The sequence below is a fragment of the Aeromonas sp. MTB genome (assembly GCF_056632455.1).
The window spans coordinates 4,179,033-4,196,729 of record NZ_CP147026.1; the positions used below are offsets into that span (position 1 = coordinate 4,179,033).

Sequence of the window (17,697 nt, forward strand, 5' to 3'; positions counted from 1 at the left end):
GTGTTACACCTTTCCTTTGACACCGTTGGCGCCGTCAATCATCGGCAGATCCAGTTTCGCCTCATGGGCACAGTTGATGGCAATCTCGTAGCCGGCATCGGCATGGCGCATCACGCCGGTGGCCGGATCGTTGCGCAGCACCCGACCGACGCGGCGGGCCGCGTCATCGGAGCCGTCGCAGACGATCACCACGCCGGAGTGCTGGGAGAAGCCCATACCGACCCCGCCGCCGTGGTGCAGGGAGACCCAGGTCGCGCCGCCAGCGGTGTTGAGCAGAGCGTTGAGCAGCGGCCAGTCGGAGACGGCATCGGAGCCATCCATCATCGACTCGGTCTCGCGGTTCGGGCTCGCCACCGAGCCGGAATCCAGATGGTCGCGGCCAATGACGATGGGCGCTTTCAGCTCGCCGTTTTTCACCATCTCGTTGAAGGCCAACCCGAGCCGTACCCGATCCTTGACCCCGACCCAGCAGATCCGCGCCGGCAGTCCCTGAAACGCGATGCGCTCGCGGGCCATGTCGAGCCAGTTGTGCAGGTGAGGATCATCGGGGATCAGCTCTTTCACCTTCTGATCGGTCTTGTAGATATCTTCCGGATCGCCAGAGAGGGCCACCCAGCGGAACGGGCCGATCCCCTCGCAGAACAGCGGGCGGATATAGGCGGGGACGAAGCCGGGGAAGTCGAAGGCGTTCGCCACCCCCTCCTCCAGCGCCATCTGACGGATGTTGTTGCCGTAATCCAGAGTCGCCGCGCCGCGCTCTTGCAGGGTCAGCATCGCCTCCACCTGACGGGCCATGGAGCGACGAGCGGCCAGATTCACCTCCTGCGGGGCACTCTGCTGCAGCTCTCGCCACTTGGCCACGCTCCAACCTTGCGGCAGGTAGCCGTGCACCGGGTCGTGGGCGGAGGTCTGGTCGGTCACCACGTCCGGGGTGATGCCACGGGCCACCAGCTCGGCGAACATGTCGGCTGCGTTGCCGAGCAGACCGACGGAGACGGCGGTGCCGCCCTGTTTGGCCTCCTCGACCATGGCCAGCGCCTCATCCAGGCTGTGAGCCTTCTTGTCCACATAACGGGTGCGCAGACGAAAATCGATACGGGTCTCGTCGCACTCCACGGCGATCATCGAGAAGCCAGCCATGGTGGCGGCCAGCGGCTGGGCGCCGCCCATACCGCCGAGACCGCCGGTGAGGATCCAGCGGCCCGCAGGCGAGCCGTTGAAGTGCTGGTTGGCCACCGCGAAGAAGGTCTCGTAGGTGCCCTGCACGATCCCCTGAGTACCTATGTAGATCCAGGAGCCGGCGGTCATCTGGCCGTACATCATCAGGCCCTTCTTATCGAGCTCGTTGAAGTGCTCCCAGTTGGCCCAGTGCGGCACCAGATTGGAGTTGGCGATCAGCACCCGCGGCGCATCCTTGTGGGTCTGGAACACCCCGACCGGCTTGCCGGATTGCACCAGCAGGGTCTGATCCTCCTCGAGCCGGGTCAGCACCTCGACGATCTTGTCGAAGCAGGCCCAGTTGCGGGCGGCGCGACCGATGCCGCCATAGACCACCAGTGACTGGGGATGCTCGGCCACCTCGGGGTCCAGGTTGTTCATCAGCATCCGCAGCGGCGCTTCGGTGAGCCAGCTCTTGGCGGTCAGTTCAGTGCCGCGCGGGGCACGGATCACGCGGTTAGGATCATGACGGGGATCCTGCTGTTGCACAGACATACACACTCCTTGTTGTATCAATAGGGTGCCTTCGGCGATGGGTGGCCAAAGGGTTAACGGGTCAACAGATGAACCAGCCGCGCGGCCACGCGGGCGCTGCGGTTATCCTGATCCAGCGTCGGGTTGTACTCGGCCAGATCGGCAAGCCTCAGCTTGCCGCTGGCCCGGATATGAGCGATCAGCGGTTCGATCACCGCCAGCTCCACGCCGCGGGCGGCGGGGGCGCTCACTCCCGGCATTACGGCTCCGGGCAGCACATCAAGGTCGATGGTCAGATAGAGGTGATCACAATGGGCGATAAAGGCGTCCAGTCCGCTTAGCAAGGCTGGCAGCTCGGTCTGGGTCATCGCCTCGTCCAGCACATGCCACACACCCAGCGCCTTGGCACGGGCAAACAGGGCTTGGGTATTGGCGGTCTCGGCTACCCCGAGGCAGGCGTAGTGAAACGGCGTGCCCTGAGCGGCACACTGCTCGGCAATCTGGAAGAAGGGGGTGCCGGAGCTTGCCAATTCCTGCTTCATGCGCAGGTCGAAGTGGGCGTCGAAATTGATGATGCCAACCTTGCCACTACCACCCAGATGACGGTTAAGGCCGCTCCAGCTGCCGAAAGCCACCTCGTGACCGCCCCCCAGCACCAGCGGGAAGTGGCCCAGATCGAGCGCAGCGGCGACCTGCTCGGCCAGACGGCCGTGGGCAGCGTCGAGATTGCCATCGGTACAGCTCACATCCCCGCCATCGTAGACGGGGCGACTCAGATGCCAAGCGGTGTTGGCCAGCAGCTTGCGCACCGCTTGCGGCGCACCGGCGGCGCCGACACGCCCCTTGTTGCGGCGCACCCCTTCATCGCAGGCAAAACCGAGCAGTACTACACCGGCAGAGTCTTGTGCTCCGGCGGTCCAGGGCAGCACCTTGTCGTGCCAGCGCTGGGCCAGTTCGCCATCTTCCGGATCCTGCCGCCCCTGCCAGAGCGACATGTCGATCGGGTTGAACTTATCCATGAAGGGTCTCCTCGCCGTTGAAGATGCGGCTTGCCAGCTGATCGACGCCAACCATGTAGCTCAGCTCGGCCGGATGGGCGCAGTGCCAGATCAGGAAATCGGCCGCCATGCCCACCCTGAGCTGGCCAAGGCGATCCTGCTCGCCAAGTGCTTTGGCGGCGTGACGGGTCACCCCGACCATGGCCTCCACCGGGGTCAGGCCAAACAGGGTGCAGGCCATGTTCATCGCCATCCGCAGCGAGACGATGGGGGCGGTACCCGGGTTGATGTCGGAGGAGACCGCCATCGCCACCCCCGCCTTGCGCAAGGCGGCAACCGGCGGCAGCTTGGTCTCTTTGAGGAAGTAGAAGGCGGTGGGCAGCAGGGTGGCGACCACGCCACGGTGGGCCAGCGCCAGGATCCCTTCCGGATCCAGATACTCCAGATGATCCACCGAGAGGGCGCCAAAGTGGGCGGCGAGGGTGCTGCCGCCGAGATTGGAGAGCTGATCCATATGCCCCTTCACCGGCAGGCCATATTGATCCGCCGCCAGATAGACCTGCTCGGTCTGGGCCAACGAGAAGCCGATGTGCTCGCAGAAGACATCCACCGCATCGGCCAGACCCGCCTCGGCGGCGGCCGGGATAATCTCCTGACAGATGGTCTCGACCCAGCTGTCGGGATCGTCGCGATATTCAGGCGGCACCGCATGGGCCGCCAGCAGAGTGGTCTTGACCCGGATCGGCAACGCCTCTCCCAGTCGGCGGGCCACCCGCAGCATCTTGAGTTCGTCATCCAGCGTCAGGCCATAGCCGGACTTAATCTCCACCGTGGTGACCCCTTCGCGGATCAGGGATGTCACCCTCGGCAACGCCAGCTCGAACAGTTGCTCTTCGCTGGCGGTGCGGGTAGCACACACCGTGCTGATGATGCCGCCGCCCCGACGGGCGATCTCGGCATAGGGCACCCCCTGCTGACGCAGCTCGAACTCCTCGGCACGGCTGCCGGCAAAGACCAGATGGGTGTGGCAATCGATAAGGCCGGGGGTGACCAGCTTGCCCTGCATATCCAGCCAATGGGCGGGATACGGCCCCTTCAACTCGGCCATCGGCACCAGCGCATGGATCTTGCCATCCTTTACGCCGATGGCGTGGAGCGGCAGCAGGCCGTAGTCGGCCAGCTCATCATTCAGGGTGGCGGGCGTCACGTTGAGCCAGACCCGCTCGCAGTTCAACAGTTCCTTGTTCATAGCGACCTCAAATGTATATACATATTCTTATAGTCGATCTCTATGACGAAAGGAAGAGCGAAATTCACATCCTGATAACAGCATCAAACTTAGAGTTTAAGCACAAAAAAGCCCACCAGGAGGTGGGCTTTGCAAAATCGAGCTGTATAGACATTTACTCCAGCTGAGTCTTGGAACTGAGCTTGTAGCGGGAACCGGGGGAGAGCAAACGGGCGTAGGAGACCAGATGCCCCTCCGACCAGGTACGCCGGTGCAACAACAGGCAGGGGGAATCTACGCGGATCTGCAACAATCCCGCCTCACCGGCGCTGGGTAACACGGCTTCCACTACGTGCTCCATCTCGGAGAGGGGGCAGACATCCATCAGATAGCGGTTGGGAGTTTGCAGGGTGAAATCCTGCTCGCCATAGCCAGGCAGGCGCCCGGCATCGACAAAGCGCTCCTCCAGCTGCAACGGCTCGCCATCGGCCTGATGGACGATGAGGCTGTGAAAGATGGGGGCGCCAACCCGCAGCCCCAGTTGCACCGCCACCTTCTCGTCGGCGGCCAGCCGCTGCAGCCGGATCACCCGGGCGCTGTACTCGCCGCCACGCTCGGCGATCTCGTCGGCAATATTGCGAATAGCCAGCAGCGGCGATTCGGTGCGCCGGTCCGCCACGAAGCTGCCAGAACCGGCGGTACGCACCAGCCACCCCTCAGCCACCAGTTCCCGCAGCGCCCGGTTGACCGTCATCCGGCTCACAGTGAACTGCTCGCACAGGGCCGCTTCGGTCGGGATCCTGTCCCCCGCCTGATAGTGGCGTTCGCGGATCCCGTCCAGAATGTGCTGTTTGATCTGCAGATAGAGGGCTGGCGCCACCATGAAGCTCCCTAGCGCCGACGGTGGGGCGGACGCATGTCCGGCCAGGCGCGATAGACGTCGGGGATCTGATCCGGGCCGCTGATGCAGAGATCGAGATCATGCAGCAAGCCATCCTTGATCCCGTAGATCCAGCCATGCACCGCCAGCTCCTGCCCCTTGCGCCAGGCGTTCTGGATGATGGTGGTGTGGCAGACGTTGGCGACCTGCTCGGCCACGTTCAGCTCGCACAGGTAGTCGAAGCGCTCATGCTCATCCTCGATGGCCTCGAGCTCTTCACCATATTTGAAGTAGACATCCTTGATGTTGCGCAGCCAGTTGTCGATGAGCCCCAGCTCCTGGTTCTGCATCGCGGCCTTGACGCCGCCGCAACCATAGTGACCGCAGACGATGATGTGCTTCACCTTGAGCACTTCCACCGCGTATTGCAGCACGGAGAGGCAGTTGAAATCGGTATGTACCACCAGATTGGCGACGTTGCGGTGGACGAAGACATCCCCCGGCAGCAACCCCATCAGCTGGTTGGCGGGGACCCGGCTGTCGGAACAACCAATCCAGAGGTATTCGGGGGCCTGCTGGGCAGAAAGAGTGGCAAAGAAAGCGGGATCTTCGGCTTTGATCCGTTCGGCCCACTCACGGTTGTTGGTAAACAGGTCGTTCAACAGTTTCACTTCTGCTCTCCCTAATGTGGCAGTGGCGGCAACATAACACACTCAAGGGTAACCAAAGCAAGGCCGACCAGATCCCTGCGAAACAAAAACAGGGCCATCAGGCCCTGTTTTTATGAGAGGAAGCATCAGGCTTCCATGGCATCTTTCAGCTTCTTGAGTGCGTTTTTCTCAAGCTGACGCACACGCTCGGCAGAGACGCCGTAGGTATCGGCCAGCTCCTGCAGAGTGGTCTTGCTGTCATCATCGAGCCAGCGGGCGCGGATGATGTGCTGGCTGCGCTCATCCAGGGTGGCGAGGGCCGAGCTCAGACGACGGGTCGCGTGATCGTCCCAGTTGTCGTTCTCGATGGTGGCGGCCAGATCGGAGGATTTGTCCTCCAGATAGTGAACCGGAGCGAAACCGCCCTCTTCCTCATCGTCACCCACCAGATCGAACGCCTGATCGTAGTTGGCCATCCGCGCTTCCATTTCGGTCACGTCAGCGGCAGATACGCCGAGATCGGTCGCCACGGCCTGAACCTCTTCGTGGTTCAGCCAGCCCAGACGTTTTTTGGATTTGCGCAGGTTGAAGAAGAGCTTACGCTGGGCCTTGGTGGTGGCCACCTTGACCATGCGCCAGTTGCGCAGGACATATTCGTGGATTTCGGCCTTGATCCAGTGCACGGCAAAGGAGACCAGACGCACGCCGACCGTCGGGTCGAAGCGCTTGACCGCCTTCATCAGGCCGATGTTGCCTTCCTGAACTAGATCGGCCTGAGGCAGACCGTAACCGGCATAACTCTTGGCGACATGAACGACAAAGCGCAGATGCGACATAACCAGCTGACGAGCAGCCTCGAGATCGCCATCCTGCTGCAAACGCTCAGCCAGTTCACGCTCTTCCTCTGCGCTCAGCACAGGAATAGAGTTTACTGCCTGGATATAGCCTTCCAGACTACCTTGCGGAATCAGAGCCATAGTGCGCTGCAATGAAGTTCCCATCTGTTACCTCTTACTTTTCAATCGAATCAGTCTAACACCCTGAGAGGGTCTGTCTACTGACCGGATGCCATTCTGCGGCGTGTATCAAAGAACATGCCCAGTTTTAGACCGGCTTATCTTAAGCCTGCAGGATGAATCATGAATGAACAGTCAAAAAAAGGGGGTCACAATGAAGGACCCCCGAAAAGTAGCATGCTAAGTCCATTGTTGCGGAGCTCGCAACCTTCACATGCTTGCCAAGTCTGACGAGCAAGGCAGAGGGGCCACACCCGTATAAATGCTTCAGCTTTAATAGACTGCTTATAAATCAGAAGGTTCACTGGATCTAGCGAAGATCCGGAAGATCATTGTTATTCAGAATACTCTGACTATGGGGGCCAAGCCAGAAACGGCCCCTCTTTTACTTGATCCGCCTCTCAAAATCCAGCGATTTACTTTGATGACAAAGTAATCAGGATGGTTCGATGTCGCGAATGTGGCGATGGACCGAGAACCAGGAGGCAATCAGCCCCAGCAGGGCGCCCAGCAAGATCAGATTGATCCCGTCTACCGCCCCCATACCAACCAGCCGGAAGTTACTGTTATACAAGCCCGCCAGCTCCTTCACCACCCCTTCGCTCCAGATCACCATCACTTCGGTCAGCCACCAGGCCAGCATGCCGCCGATCACCCCGAACCAGATGCCGGTATAGAGGAAGGGACGATGAATAAAGGAATCGGTCGCCCCCACCAGCTTGAGCACTTCAATCTCGGAACGCTGGTTGAGGATGTTGAGACGCAGGGTATTGCCGACGATCAGCAACACGGCGGAAAGCAGCAGCACCGCGATACCGGTAATGGTGTGGCGCAGCAGGTTCATGATCCCCTGCAACCGGGTCAACCACTGCAGATCCAGCTTGCCCTGTTCGACCCCCACCTCGTTATTGAGCTTGCTGAGCAGCTCGGCGGCCCCTTCCGGGTTCTGCCAGCGCGGATCCGGGATCACGCTCAGCACAGGCGGTAACGGGTTGCTGTCCAGATAATCGAGGGCATCGCCGAAGCCGGAGATCTCGCGAAACTCCCGCAACGCATCGTCACGGCTCAGGTAGGTGACCGAATCCACCTCGGGATAGAGCAGGATCCTGTGCTGCAGATCGAGAATGCTCTGCTCCGGCAGATCCTTGCGCAGGTAAAGGGAGATCTGGGAACTGCTCTGCCAGCTCCCCTCCACCACCTCGGCGTTTTTCAGCAGCACATGGAAACAGGAAGGCAGTGCCAAGCTGACGCCGAGCACCGCCAGCGTCATCAGGGAGGCGAGCGGATTGCGCCACAGCTCCCCGAGACTGGCAAACGCCTGCCGCACATGATCAACCCCGTACATCATCAGACGGCGCAGCGGCGGTTGTTTATGACGAACGATAGCCATCAGAGCTCCTCCCCAGCCGAATACATGCGACCCGCCTTGAGGGTCAGGGTGCGATAGCGCATGCGAGCAATCAGCCCCAGATCGTGGGTGGCAATCAGTACCGAGACCCCAAAATTGTTGAACTCCTGAAATAACCGCATGATGTCCATGGAGAGCTGGGGGTCCAGGTTGCCGGTCGGTTCATCCGCCAGCAGCAACGGCGGCTTGTTGACGATGGCGCGGGCGATACCGACCCGCTGCTGTTCACCACCGGAGAGCATGCGCGGCTGGTAACGCTCCTTGCCAAGCAGCCCCACCTTGTCCAGCGCCGCAGCCACGCGCTTGTTGATGTCTGCATGGCTGTAACCATCAATCACCAGCGGCAGCGCCACGTTGTCGAACACGGTTCTGTCCATCAGCAGGCGGTGATCCTGAAAGATCATCCCGATCTGGCGGCGAACATAGGGGATCTGGCTGCGCTGGATATGGCTGACATCATCACCATGAAAGAAGACGCGACCATCGGTCGGACGCTCCATCACGCTGATCAGTTTGAGGAGGGTACTCTTGCCCGCCCCCGAGTGCCCGGTCAGAAAGGCCATCTCTCCCTTGCGCAGGTGAAAGCTGACCTTTTGCAGCGCCTGATGGCCGCCGCTGTATACCTTGCTGACCTTGTCAAAACGAATCATAACGGTTCCCTGAAATTGACAAACCCCGACCGGAGTCGGGGCATGGAACACTTACTCATCACGGCTGAGCTGACTCATCGCGGCCGGACTTATTCATCGCGGCTAAAGAGCGCCTCGATGAAGTCGTTGGCAACGAAGGGACGCAGATCGTCGATCCCCTCGCCCACCCCGATATAGCGGATCGGGATCTGGAACTTGTCGGCCACCGCGAAGATGACGCCGCCCTTGGCCGTGCCATCCAGCTTGGTGAGAGTGATACCGGTCAGGCCCACCGCCTCGCTGAACAGCTTGGCCTGGCTCAGGGCGTTCTGGCCGGTGCCGGCATCCAGAGTCAGCATGATCTCATGGGGCGCCGCATCGTCCAGCTTCTTCATCACCCGCACTACCTTCTTGAGCTCTTCCATCAGGTTGCTCTTGTTCTGCAGGCGACCGGCGGTGTCAGCGATCAGCACGTCAGCTCCGCGGGAGCGGGCAGCCTCGATGGCGTCATAAATGACGGAAGCGGAGTCGGCACCGGTATGCTGGGCAATCACCGGAATGTTGTTGCGCTGACCCCAAACCTGCAGCTGTTCGACCGCTGCGGCACGGAAGGTGTCACCCGCCGCCAGCATCACGCTCTTGCCTTCAGCCTGGAACTGCTTGGCCAGCTTGCCGATGGTGGTGGTCTTGCCGACGCCGTTTACGCCGACCATCAGGATCACATAAGGTTTCTTGCTGGTGTCGATCACCAGCGGCTGTTCGACCTTGGCCAGCATCTCGCCCATGTCCTGCTTGAGCAGGCCGTAGAGCGCCTCGGCATCCTTGAGCTGCTTGCGATCCGCGTGCTGCACCAGCCCTTCGATGATGCGAGTGGTGGTATCCACACCGAGATCGGCGGTCAGCAGCTGGGTTTCCAGCTCTTCAAACAGCTCGTCGTCGATCTTCTTGCCACGAAACAGGCCGAAGAAACCTGAGCCGATATTCTCCTTGGTGCGCACCAGACTGCGCTTGAGGCGAGCAAAGAAGCCCTCCCGCTGCGGTTTGTCCTGGGTGTCGTCGTCCACCTTGGCGGCCAACGGCAGAGCAGCTAGTGCGGCGGCCTCAGCCTCCATCGCGGCGACCAGGCGCATATCTTCCGCGCGCTGGGCCTCTTTGGCGATACGGGCTTCTTCCGCAGCCTGAGCTTCGGCAGCAATGCGAGCCTCCTCCGCAGCGCGAGCTTCAGCAGCAATGCGAGCTTCTTCCGCAGCACGGGCTTCGGCAGCGATACGAGCTTCTTCCGCAGCGCGTGCTTCGGCGGCGATACGAGCCTCTTCCGCGGCGCGGGCTTCGGCGGCAATGCGAGATTCTTCCGCGGCGCGAGCTTCGGCGGCGATGCGGGCCTCTTCTGCGGCGCGAGCCTCGGCAGCAATACGAGCCTCCTCTGCAGCGCGGGCTTCGGCAGCAATACGAGCCTCTTCCGCTGCGTGGGCTTCGGCAGCAATACGAGCCTCTTCCGCAGCGCGGGCTTCGTCAGCAATACGAGCCTCTTCCGCTGCGCGGGCTTCGGCAGCAATACGAGCCTCTTCGGCTGCCTTGACCTCAGCGGCTTGCGCTTCTGCGGCAGTGCGAGCGGCGTCAGCGGCACGCTCCTCTTCGGCGATCAGCGCTTCGTTGACGATCACCGGCTCCAGATCGGAGGCGCACTCCTCCACTACCAGCGGGCCGTGGTCGTCCAGCTCGGTCGGCAGGCAGCAATCATCTTGCAAAACGGGATTCTGTGCGCTGGCAGGCACTTCGGGGGCAACAGCCGGCGTACTATCGGAAACAGTGGTATCGGAAACGGGAGCGGGGGTAGCAGTGACCTCGGGCTCAACGGTAACGGGGGTGGCTTGGGGTGTCTGTGGTTGGACAGCCTCAGCCTCTTCTTTCTTGCGGCCGAAACCCAGCCAGGAAAACAAACCTTTTGCCATCTAAAAATACTCACATCAAAGGCTGACTGCTAAGATAGCCGTCCCTTGGCGGGTCGGCATAAAAATGAACCGCCTTATACTACCACTTTATTTTCTGACGATGAAACGCGATGCCCAGAGTGAAATCCAGCCGTAGCAACCCGAGCAAGAGTCCCGCCCCGCAAGGAAAATCGGGCTTTGTAAGAATCATCAGCGGCCAGTGGCGAGGCCGCAAATTGCCGGTCAAGGATGTGGAGGGGCTCAGACCCACCACGGATCGCGTCAAGGAAACCATCTTCAACTGGCTGGCCCCCCACATTCGCGGCACCCGCTGCCTGGATCTGTTTGCCGGTAGCGGCGGACTCGGGCTGGAGGCGCTGTCTCGCTATGCCGAGCAGGTGACCCTGATCGAGATGGACAAAGGGGCCGCCGACCAGATCAAGAAGAACCTGACCGCCCTCGGCAGCAGTCAGGGTCAGGTGATCCAGTCAGATGCTGTGAGCTGGCTGCAAGGCCCGGCCACGCCGTTTGATCTGGTATTCCTCGATCCGCCGTTTCGCCGCGAGCTGCTGCCGCAGGTGTGCGAACTGCTGGAGCAGCGCGGCTGGCTGGCACCGGACGCCCTCATCTATCTGGAGCGGGAGAAGGAGATAGCCGATCTGGCGCTGCCTGCCAGCTGGCAACTACTCAAGGACAAACAGGCCGGTCAGGTCTGCTACCAGCTCTATCTGCGGGACACCAAGAATGATGCTGCAGTTTAAAGGGGGGATGGGCGAAGTGGCCCCTCCCCGTCAATTTGGACAATGGCTCAAGGACAAGCAGGTCGATCAAATCAGGTCTGCTACCAACTCTATCTAAGGGAGGTAAACAATGAAGCGAGTCTTTAATCTGTTGGCGATGGGGCTGATACTGTTCTTCTGGTTTGGCGTACTGGTGAGCCTGATTGCCCCGCTGCCCGGCAAACTCAACGGCTTTCTGCCGGTCTGCGGCGTGATCGTCGCCCTGCTGCACTGGCTGCAGGCCAGCATGATCAAGGCAGCTTGCAAACGCTACTTCGCGGTCACCAAAGCCGAATTTGTCACTGTGCTGATCTTTGGTGTGTTTGGCATGGTCGACATTCGTCAGCGCCTGCAAGAGATCGTCAACGCCGCCCAGCGCGGCAATCTCTCGGACAAACCATAAAAGAAAAGGGGACGGCGGTAGCCGTCCCCTAGAGTCGTGTCGTCCTGTCCGTAGAACTGCAATGCTCCCTGCAATCCCTGACGTTATCCTAATCCTTTGGAATATCCCCTTTCCAATCCGTTGGCGTGTCCTGCGGCGTTCCTGGCCTGGCAATTCATCCTGAACTGCTTCCCTGTCTCCATCCTGGAGGTGTCCATTACCACGTCCTGTGGGGTTCCTTGCGTCTTCCTGACAGATAACCATCCGGGTTATCTCACTTCATCCTGAAGTATTCCTCTCGCATCCGGCGAGGTCCTGTTCATCCTGAAGAACGAGGTTCCGTTCGTTCTGCTCCCATCCCGAGAGTGTCCTGCCGCATCCCGCGGTGTTCCTTTATTCATCCGTGACGATAATCATCCTGATTATCGAGCTCATCCTGAGGTGTCCCTTGTCCACATCCTGCGGACTATTCCATCTTTATGCGCTGTCCTGCATCCTGCCGAACCAGCTCCGTCCTTGTGAGACCCATACTAAGGAAATGCGCACCCCGAACAAGGGCCATCCGATGATAAAGATCCGATGCAGCTCCCATCTCAAAAAATGAACTTAAAAACTAACCCTTTAATATCAGCCACTTATTTAGTTTCACAGGAAAGCTCGATCATTCTGGCATGGCTTCGCGTACGGCTCAAAGCGCCAGCCTCTTACAGTAGCTATGGCAGATCTCTTACACGGGTTTCGCCCCCAAAAACGGGGCAGGAAAACGGTTCAATCCTGACGTTAAGACTTAAAAATTAGTTGAATAAATATGCTTAAAAAAACCGCAAAAAAAAGAGCCGAGACCAGGCTCGACTCTTCAACATTCCAATTTTTTAATCAGCTCAAGCGGTTGGCCGGATTGAGATAGGCCTTGCGCAGCGATTCCGGTGCCAGCACTTCCAGTTCACCGCCGATGTTATTCAACCAGCTGCGAAACTCCGGGGTGTCCTGCACTTCGGTCTCCACCACCACGCTGCGCTTGTCATAGCGGGTCATACGCGGATTGTTGCCGGGGATCTGGTTATCCACCAGCGACTGGCTGTTGGCATCGATCCGGCCGACGAAGCGGATTGGGCCGCTCACATCCTGATAGCCCTGATCGCGGATCAGCTTCTGGATATTGAAATCCTTCGGCTGGGTGGCGCTGAAGTTGGTCAGCTCCACGTTCTTGATATGGTCAAACGGGATGCCGTAGACCTTGGGATCCAGCTCGGACAGAGTGCAGAGCAGGATCGGACCGTCCGGCTGATTGAGAATGCCGAGCGGGTTGATACGGTCGTAGCAGAGCCACACGGTGCGCTCTTTGATCACGCGCTGGATCTCGGCACTGAACTTGCGACCACGCCAGAGCGCATCGCGGATCAGGGTGCTGCGGCGGATCTCCGGGTTGCCGGCAAACGGGCGCGGTGACTGGTGGACACTCTCCAGCCAGCGTTCGGCCAGTTCGCTCTGACTGTCGCGGATCACCTGACTCGCCTTGTCGACCAGCGGATTCAATTCGGTCAGTACACTCGCCGGCAACAGTTGGCTCGCCTGATCACTCCAAGTTTTCAGGGCCACCGCCAGCGAGAGCGGCATGATATTGGCAAAGTCGTTGAGGCCGTGGCGCTCGAAGCACCAGCCATGGGGTTTGCTGCGCTCGTCCGAGGTGAGGTCGAACAGTCCCATGCCGGACATCTCCTCCAGGTCCCGTTGCACGGTACGCAGACTGACGTGGATGCCTTCCTCTTCCAGTTTTACCTGGAGTTGGCTGGCGGTCAGCTTGTAAGGGCGGTGCGGGATGCAACGCGCCAAGGTCAGTTGTCGTAACAGCTTCTTGCTCATGGTGCTTGCCTTCACTGGTTTAGCGTTGACTGTATGCTAGTCGTGACTTGCGACAGTCTATGTCGCAAGTTTTGCTGCGACAACTGTCGCCATTTTCATACAAAACACACTAAACAATTGATTTACAAAGACAATACACTAAAAAAAGGAGCCGCTAGAGGCTAAAATTAGCCAAAAATCCCTCAAATGAAAGTTCTATGTTGCGATTTATTGTCAGCATAAAACTTCAATTAATTAATTCATCGCAGAATATGATTTCAGGGGAGAGCATGACTCTCCCCTTTGGCTCACATCAGCCACGACCAGGCTGACTTGGTGATGGCCGCACCGACCATGTAGCCAAACACCGCCAGCGCCGCCACACCGGCCACCAGCTTCTGACCGCGGGCCGGGCGCTTGAGCGCCATGACACCCAGACCGATATAGAGCACCAGGGCAACCAGCTTGGCCATCAGCCAGGGTTGTTGACCCGGGCTCAACTGCAAGGCCACCGCCAGCAACACACCAAACAGCAGCAGGAAGGTGTCGTTGATATGCGGGAGGATCTTCAGCCACTTCTGCTGCAACCGATCGCTGCCGGCCAGCGCCAGACTCCAGCGATAGATAAAGAGCAGCAGACTGACCAGCGCCAGCGTCATATGCAGGTGTTTGAACATGGGGTAATAGGCAATCATTTTGCTTCCTTGTCGTCGTCGGGTAGCCCGCTGTTCCAGTTGTGGGCATGGATACGCTCCTGCCCCTCCTCGTCGTCTTGCAACAGATCGGAGAGGATCTCCCGGTATTGCAGGCTCTTGTTGATATAAGTGTGTTCGTCATCCAGATAGTTGACCTGCTCACGCAACAGCCAGTTATCGTGCTGCTTGAAGGTCTGCCCCGCCCGCCAGGCCTGGTTGGCCCGAAAACCGAGCTGGGTCAGGGCTTCCCCCCCCAGATCGACCGCAGAGCCCAGGGTTTCCCGGTGAACGCTCTCGACCCCGTGGCGCAGGATCTCGTGGGCATGGGGTCGATCCAGCGCTCGCGCCAGGATCTTCAGGTGCGGGAAGTGCTTCTGCACCATCTCGATCACCGCCAACGAGGTAGCAGGATCGTTGATGGAGAGCACCAGCAACTTCGCCTTGTGCGCCCCGGCGGCATGGAGCAGGTCGATCCGGCTGGCATCGCCATAGAAGACCTGATAGCCATACTTGCGCAGGGTCTCTATCTGGCTGGCATCCTGCTCGAGGATGGTGGTGCCGATGCCGTGACCATGCAGCAGACGCCCCACGATCTGGCCGAAGCGGCCGAAGCCCGCGATGATCACCGGATGCTCCACCAGCTCAGGTTGCTCATGCTGCGGTGCGTCGCTCTGGTTACGGTAATCGAACCAGGGCTGGATCACCCGATCGTTGAGGATCAGCAGCAGTGGGGTGAGCGCCATGGAGAGCGCTACCACCAGCGTCAGCAGCGAGATGGTCTCACCGGGCAGCACCCGGTTCTGGGCGGCAAACGAGAAGAGCACGAAGGCAAACTCGCCCCCCTGCGCCAACGCCAGCCCGAAGGTCCAGCGTTGACTCGGCGAGATGCGGATAATGAAGCCAAGCGCCATCAACACCAGCCATTTGAGCACCATCAGGCCAACCACCAGAGTGGGTATCAGGAAGGGGTGCTCGGCAAACAGCCCGAAGTCGATCCCCGCCCCCACCGACATAAAGAAGAGGCCGAGCAGCAAGCCCTTGAACGGCTCTATGTCGGCCTCCAGCTCATGGCGATATTCGCTGTCGGCCAGCACCACCCCGGCGAGGAAGGAGCCAAGTGCAGGCGAAAGCCCCACCGACTCCATCAGCACAGCGATAGCGATCACCAGCAACAGGGCGGCGGCGACGAAGATCTCCCGCATATGGGACTGGGCGATGGCACGGAACACCGGCCGCATCAGATAGTGGCCACCCAACACGATGCCGGAGATGGCCGCGACTACCAGCAGACCATGCTGCCAACCCGCCAGCTCGGAGCCACCATTGCTGGCGACCGGCGCCATGGCCAGCAGCGGCAGGATCGCCAAGATCGGAATGACCGCAATATCCTGAAACAGCAGCACCGCAAAGGCGGAGCGACCGCTCTCGCTCTGCATCAGCTTGCGCTCCTGCAGGCTCTGCAAAACTATGGCGGTGGAGGAGAGCGCCAAAATGAGGCCGATGGCCAGCCCCTGTTGCAGCGGCAGACCGATCAGGTGCGCCACGCCGGTCAGCGCCGCCGTGGTGAGCAGCACCTGCAGGCCGCCGGTGCCGAGGATCGGCCCCTTCAGCTGCCACAAGAGGGCCGGACGCAATTCAAGACCGACCAGAAACAGCATCAGCACCACGCCAAACTCGGCGAAGTGCATCACATCCTTCTGCTCCCCCACCAGCCCCAGCAGAAAGGGGCCTATGATGATCCCCGCCAGCAGGTAGCCGAGCACCGAGCCCAACCCCCAGCGCTTGGCCAGCGGCACCGCGATGACGGCGGCGGAGAGGTAGATAAAGGCATCAAACAGGATCCCGTGGCCCATCAGTCGGCCCTCCGCATGAACATCTGATCCGGCTCATGAGCTCGGCCAACAAGCTGCCCGTGTGTCATCAGAGCACCTCCAGCAAGTCGCGCAGATAAGGACGCCCGGCCAGCTGCTCCGGAGTCAGCTGATCGTCACGCAAGGCGCAAAGCAGCTGACGGTAGTCCTGCCCACAGCGGCGCAGGGCGGCGGGATCCTTGATCTTGTGAAAGGAGTGCAGCACGAAAGGGGGCAGCCAGTTCATGCCGCACAAGGTGGCCGCCTGCTGAAATGGCAGCAGAAAATCGAGCAGCGGTCGGCTGTTGTACCCCTCGCTGCAGTAGGACTCCGGCGCCCCGCCGGTGGTGATGGCGCTCAGCCACTGCTTGCCCTTGAGGGCGTGGGCTTCGGGGCCGTAGGCGTAGCCATACTCCAGTACCAGATCCATCCACTCTTTCATGATGGCCGGACAGGAGTACCAGTAAAACGGGTGCTGGAAGACGATGATATCGTGCTCACAGAGCAGCGCCTGCTCCCGCTTCACATCGATAAACATGTCGGGATAGTGCTGATAGAGGTCGTGAACCGTGACCCCCTCCAGCCCCTCAATCGCCTGCAACAGCTGCTTGTTGGCCCGCGAGCTCTGCAGCGCGGGATGGGAAAAAATAACCAGAATGCGTTTCATGACCACATCACCCGAACAAAGCCTTGCTGTGCAAGGCGCGGTAAACAGAAAAGGGGAGTCTGGGGAACTGCATCGTAAAGGTGCACAGGAGAGCGACCTTATCAGGAAGCGCCATAGCCTGCCAACTCGGGGATCAGCTCCCGCAGCGCCGGATTGAGGGTCTGGTGGGCGGGATAGCAGAGCCCGATCCGGCGAAACATCCGCGGTCCGCTCACCGGCAGGGTACAGAGCCCCGCCTCATCCTCGACCAGCCCGTCCGGCAGAAAACTGATGCCGACCCCCGCCAGCACCAGCGCCATCACCAGCCCCTTGCTCTCGGCCTTGGCCACCAGATTGAGGGTAAGGCGGTCACAGGCCAGCAGGCCGATAGTCTGCTGATGGGCTTCGCAGGGCGGGCACTCAATAAAATCATAATGTTGCAGCTCGGCCAGCTCGATCCTTTCGCGACTGGCCAGGGGGTGATCGACCGGCACGCAGAGCACGTAATCCTCCTCCCACAGCGGCAGGAAGATCTCGTCCTCCCGGCGCAAGGCATCCAGCGTCAAACGGCAGTCGGCGGGTGTGGTGTAGTCGGAGAGGGTGAGATCCAGTTGCGGCAACACGCGCTGTACTTGCTGCAACAGCCCGGCCACCCGGCGGCGACTCAAGTCCGGCATGATGGCGATATTGAGCCTCGCACGCGTCGCTTTCTGGCGAAACAGCTCTGGCAAACGGCGCGCCTCCTCCACCAGCTTGACCGCGTGAGGATAGAGATAGTGGGCCGGATCTTTCGCCACCACCCCCTTTTTGCCCCGGACAAACAGGCTGTCACCGAGCGCCTCTTCCAGCTGGCGTAGCCCCGCCGAGAGGGAGGGCTGGCTGACGTGGCAGCGCTCGGCTGCCGCCGTGATGTTCTTCTCTTCATAGATGGCGATGAAGAAACGCAGCAATCTCAAGTCCAGCATAAACCAACCATAGTTTTTTCAGATGATAACCAGCGGAAAACAATATTTATCACTTATAGATGCAGTGACTATAGTGATTGGGTTCCGTGCTGGCCAGCCACCTGTT

General features: G+C 60.2%; 16 protein-coding genes. 2 read left to right on the plus strand and 14 right to left on the minus strand.

Annotated features, from left to right (window positions below; all coding sequences use genetic code 11):
• Positions 1 to 3: 3 nt before the first annotated feature.
• The 9 genes from hutU to ftsY form a co-directional block, all read right to left on the minus strand.
• Positions 4 to 1,713, minus strand: a complete 1,710-nt coding sequence (gene hutU, locus WBR25_RS19110; RefSeq protein ID WP_479748961.1) for a urocanate hydratase — start codon at positions 1,711 to 1,713, stop codon at positions 4 to 6.
• Positions 1,714 to 1,766: 53 nt separating this feature from the next.
• Complete coding sequence (gene hutG / locus WBR25_RS19115; protein WP_479748963.1) at positions 1,767 to 2,711, minus strand: formimidoylglutamase; 945 nt, start codon at positions 2,709 to 2,711, stop codon at positions 1,767 to 1,769.
• Positions 2,704 to 3,939 carry an imidazolonepropionase gene (hutI, locus tag WBR25_RS19120; RefSeq protein ID WP_274161687.1) on the minus strand — a complete coding sequence of 412 codons (1,236 nt, stop codon included), beginning with the start codon at positions 3,937 to 3,939 and terminating at the stop codon, positions 2,704 to 2,706. The genes hutG and hutI overlap by 8 nt, the downstream gene beginning before the upstream one ends.
• A 154-nt stretch (positions 3,940 to 4,093) precedes the next feature.
• Positions 4,094 to 4,798 (minus strand): histidine utilization repressor, encoded by a 705-nt coding sequence (gene hutC / locus WBR25_RS19125; protein ID WP_041202733.1) that lies wholly within the window; start codon positions 4,796 to 4,798, stop codon positions 4,094 to 4,096.
• An 11-nt stretch (positions 4,799 to 4,809) separates the two neighbouring features.
• Positions 4,810 to 5,469, minus strand: coding sequence for a carbonate dehydratase (gene can, locus WBR25_RS19130; protein WP_005339998.1), 660 nt, complete (start codon positions 5,467 to 5,469; stop codon positions 4,810 to 4,812).
• Positions 5,470 to 5,594: 125 nt separating this feature from the next.
• The gene (rpoH, locus tag WBR25_RS19135; RefSeq protein ID WP_267513641.1) at positions 5,595 to 6,449 is read right to left on the minus strand and encodes an RNA polymerase sigma factor RpoH; all 855 of its coding nucleotides are present in this window, start codon (positions 6,447 to 6,449) and stop codon (positions 5,595 to 5,597) included.
• A 451-nt stretch (positions 6,450 to 6,900) separates the two neighbouring features.
• Positions 6,901 to 7,854: a permease-like cell division protein FtsX gene (ftsX, locus tag WBR25_RS19140; RefSeq protein ID WP_005339996.1), complete on the minus strand. Its 954-nt coding sequence runs from the start codon at positions 7,852 to 7,854 to the stop codon at positions 6,901 to 6,903.
• Complete coding sequence (gene ftsE / locus WBR25_RS19145) at positions 7,854 to 8,522, minus strand: cell division ATP-binding protein FtsE (protein ID WP_005339995.1); 669 nt, start codon at positions 8,520 to 8,522, stop codon at positions 7,854 to 7,856. The genes ftsX and ftsE overlap by 1 nt, the downstream gene beginning before the upstream one ends.
• Positions 8,523 to 8,611: 89 nt before the next feature.
• Entirely contained in the window at positions 8,612 to 10,453 is a 1,842-nt protein-coding gene (gene ftsY, locus WBR25_RS19150; protein WP_479748966.1) for a signal recognition particle-docking protein FtsY, read from the minus strand.
• A 110-nt stretch (positions 10,454 to 10,563) separates the two neighbouring features.
• On the opposite strand from ftsY, the gene rsmD reads away from it, so the two are divergent.
• Positions 10,564 to 11,193, plus strand: coding sequence for a 16S rRNA (guanine(966)-N(2))-methyltransferase RsmD (gene rsmD, locus WBR25_RS19155; protein ID WP_479748968.1), 630 nt, complete (start codon positions 10,564 to 10,566; stop codon positions 11,191 to 11,193).
• A gap of 109 nt (positions 11,194 to 11,302) precedes the next feature.
• Positions 11,303 to 11,614, plus strand: coding sequence for a DUF1145 domain-containing protein (locus tag WBR25_RS19160; protein ID WP_005342853.1), 312 nt, complete (start codon positions 11,303 to 11,305; stop codon positions 11,612 to 11,614).
• Positions 11,615 to 12,469: 855 nt separating this feature from the next.
• Here the strand turns inward: WBR25_RS19160 and WBR25_RS19165 are convergent.
• The 5 genes from WBR25_RS19165 to WBR25_RS19185 form a co-directional block, all read right to left on the minus strand.
• Complete coding sequence (locus WBR25_RS19165; RefSeq protein ID WP_005339987.1) at positions 12,470 to 13,456, minus strand: helix-turn-helix transcriptional regulator; 987 nt, start codon at positions 13,454 to 13,456, stop codon at positions 12,470 to 12,472.
• Between the two features lie 287 nt (positions 13,457 to 13,743).
• The gene (locus tag WBR25_RS19170; RefSeq protein ID WP_005339984.1) at positions 13,744 to 14,130 is read right to left on the minus strand and encodes a SirB2 family protein; all 387 of its coding nucleotides are present in this window, start codon (positions 14,128 to 14,130) and stop codon (positions 13,744 to 13,746) included.
• Entirely contained in the window at positions 14,127 to 15,983 is a 1,857-nt protein-coding gene (locus WBR25_RS19175) for a monovalent cation:proton antiporter-2 (CPA2) family protein (RefSeq protein ID WP_479748971.1), read from the minus strand. The genes WBR25_RS19170 and WBR25_RS19175 overlap by 4 nt, the downstream gene beginning before the upstream one ends.
• Before the next feature lie 67 nt (positions 15,984 to 16,050).
• Entirely contained in the window at positions 16,051 to 16,647 is a 597-nt protein-coding gene (kefF, locus tag WBR25_RS19180; protein ID WP_005339958.1) for a glutathione-regulated potassium-efflux system oxidoreductase KefF, read from the minus strand.
• 101 nt (positions 16,648 to 16,748) lie between these two features.
• Positions 16,749 to 17,591 carry a LysR family transcriptional regulator gene (locus tag WBR25_RS19185; protein ID WP_005339957.1) on the minus strand — a complete coding sequence of 281 codons (843 nt, stop codon included), beginning with the start codon at positions 17,589 to 17,591 and terminating at the stop codon, positions 16,749 to 16,751.
• Between the last annotated feature and the right edge of the window lie 106 nt (positions 17,592 to 17,697).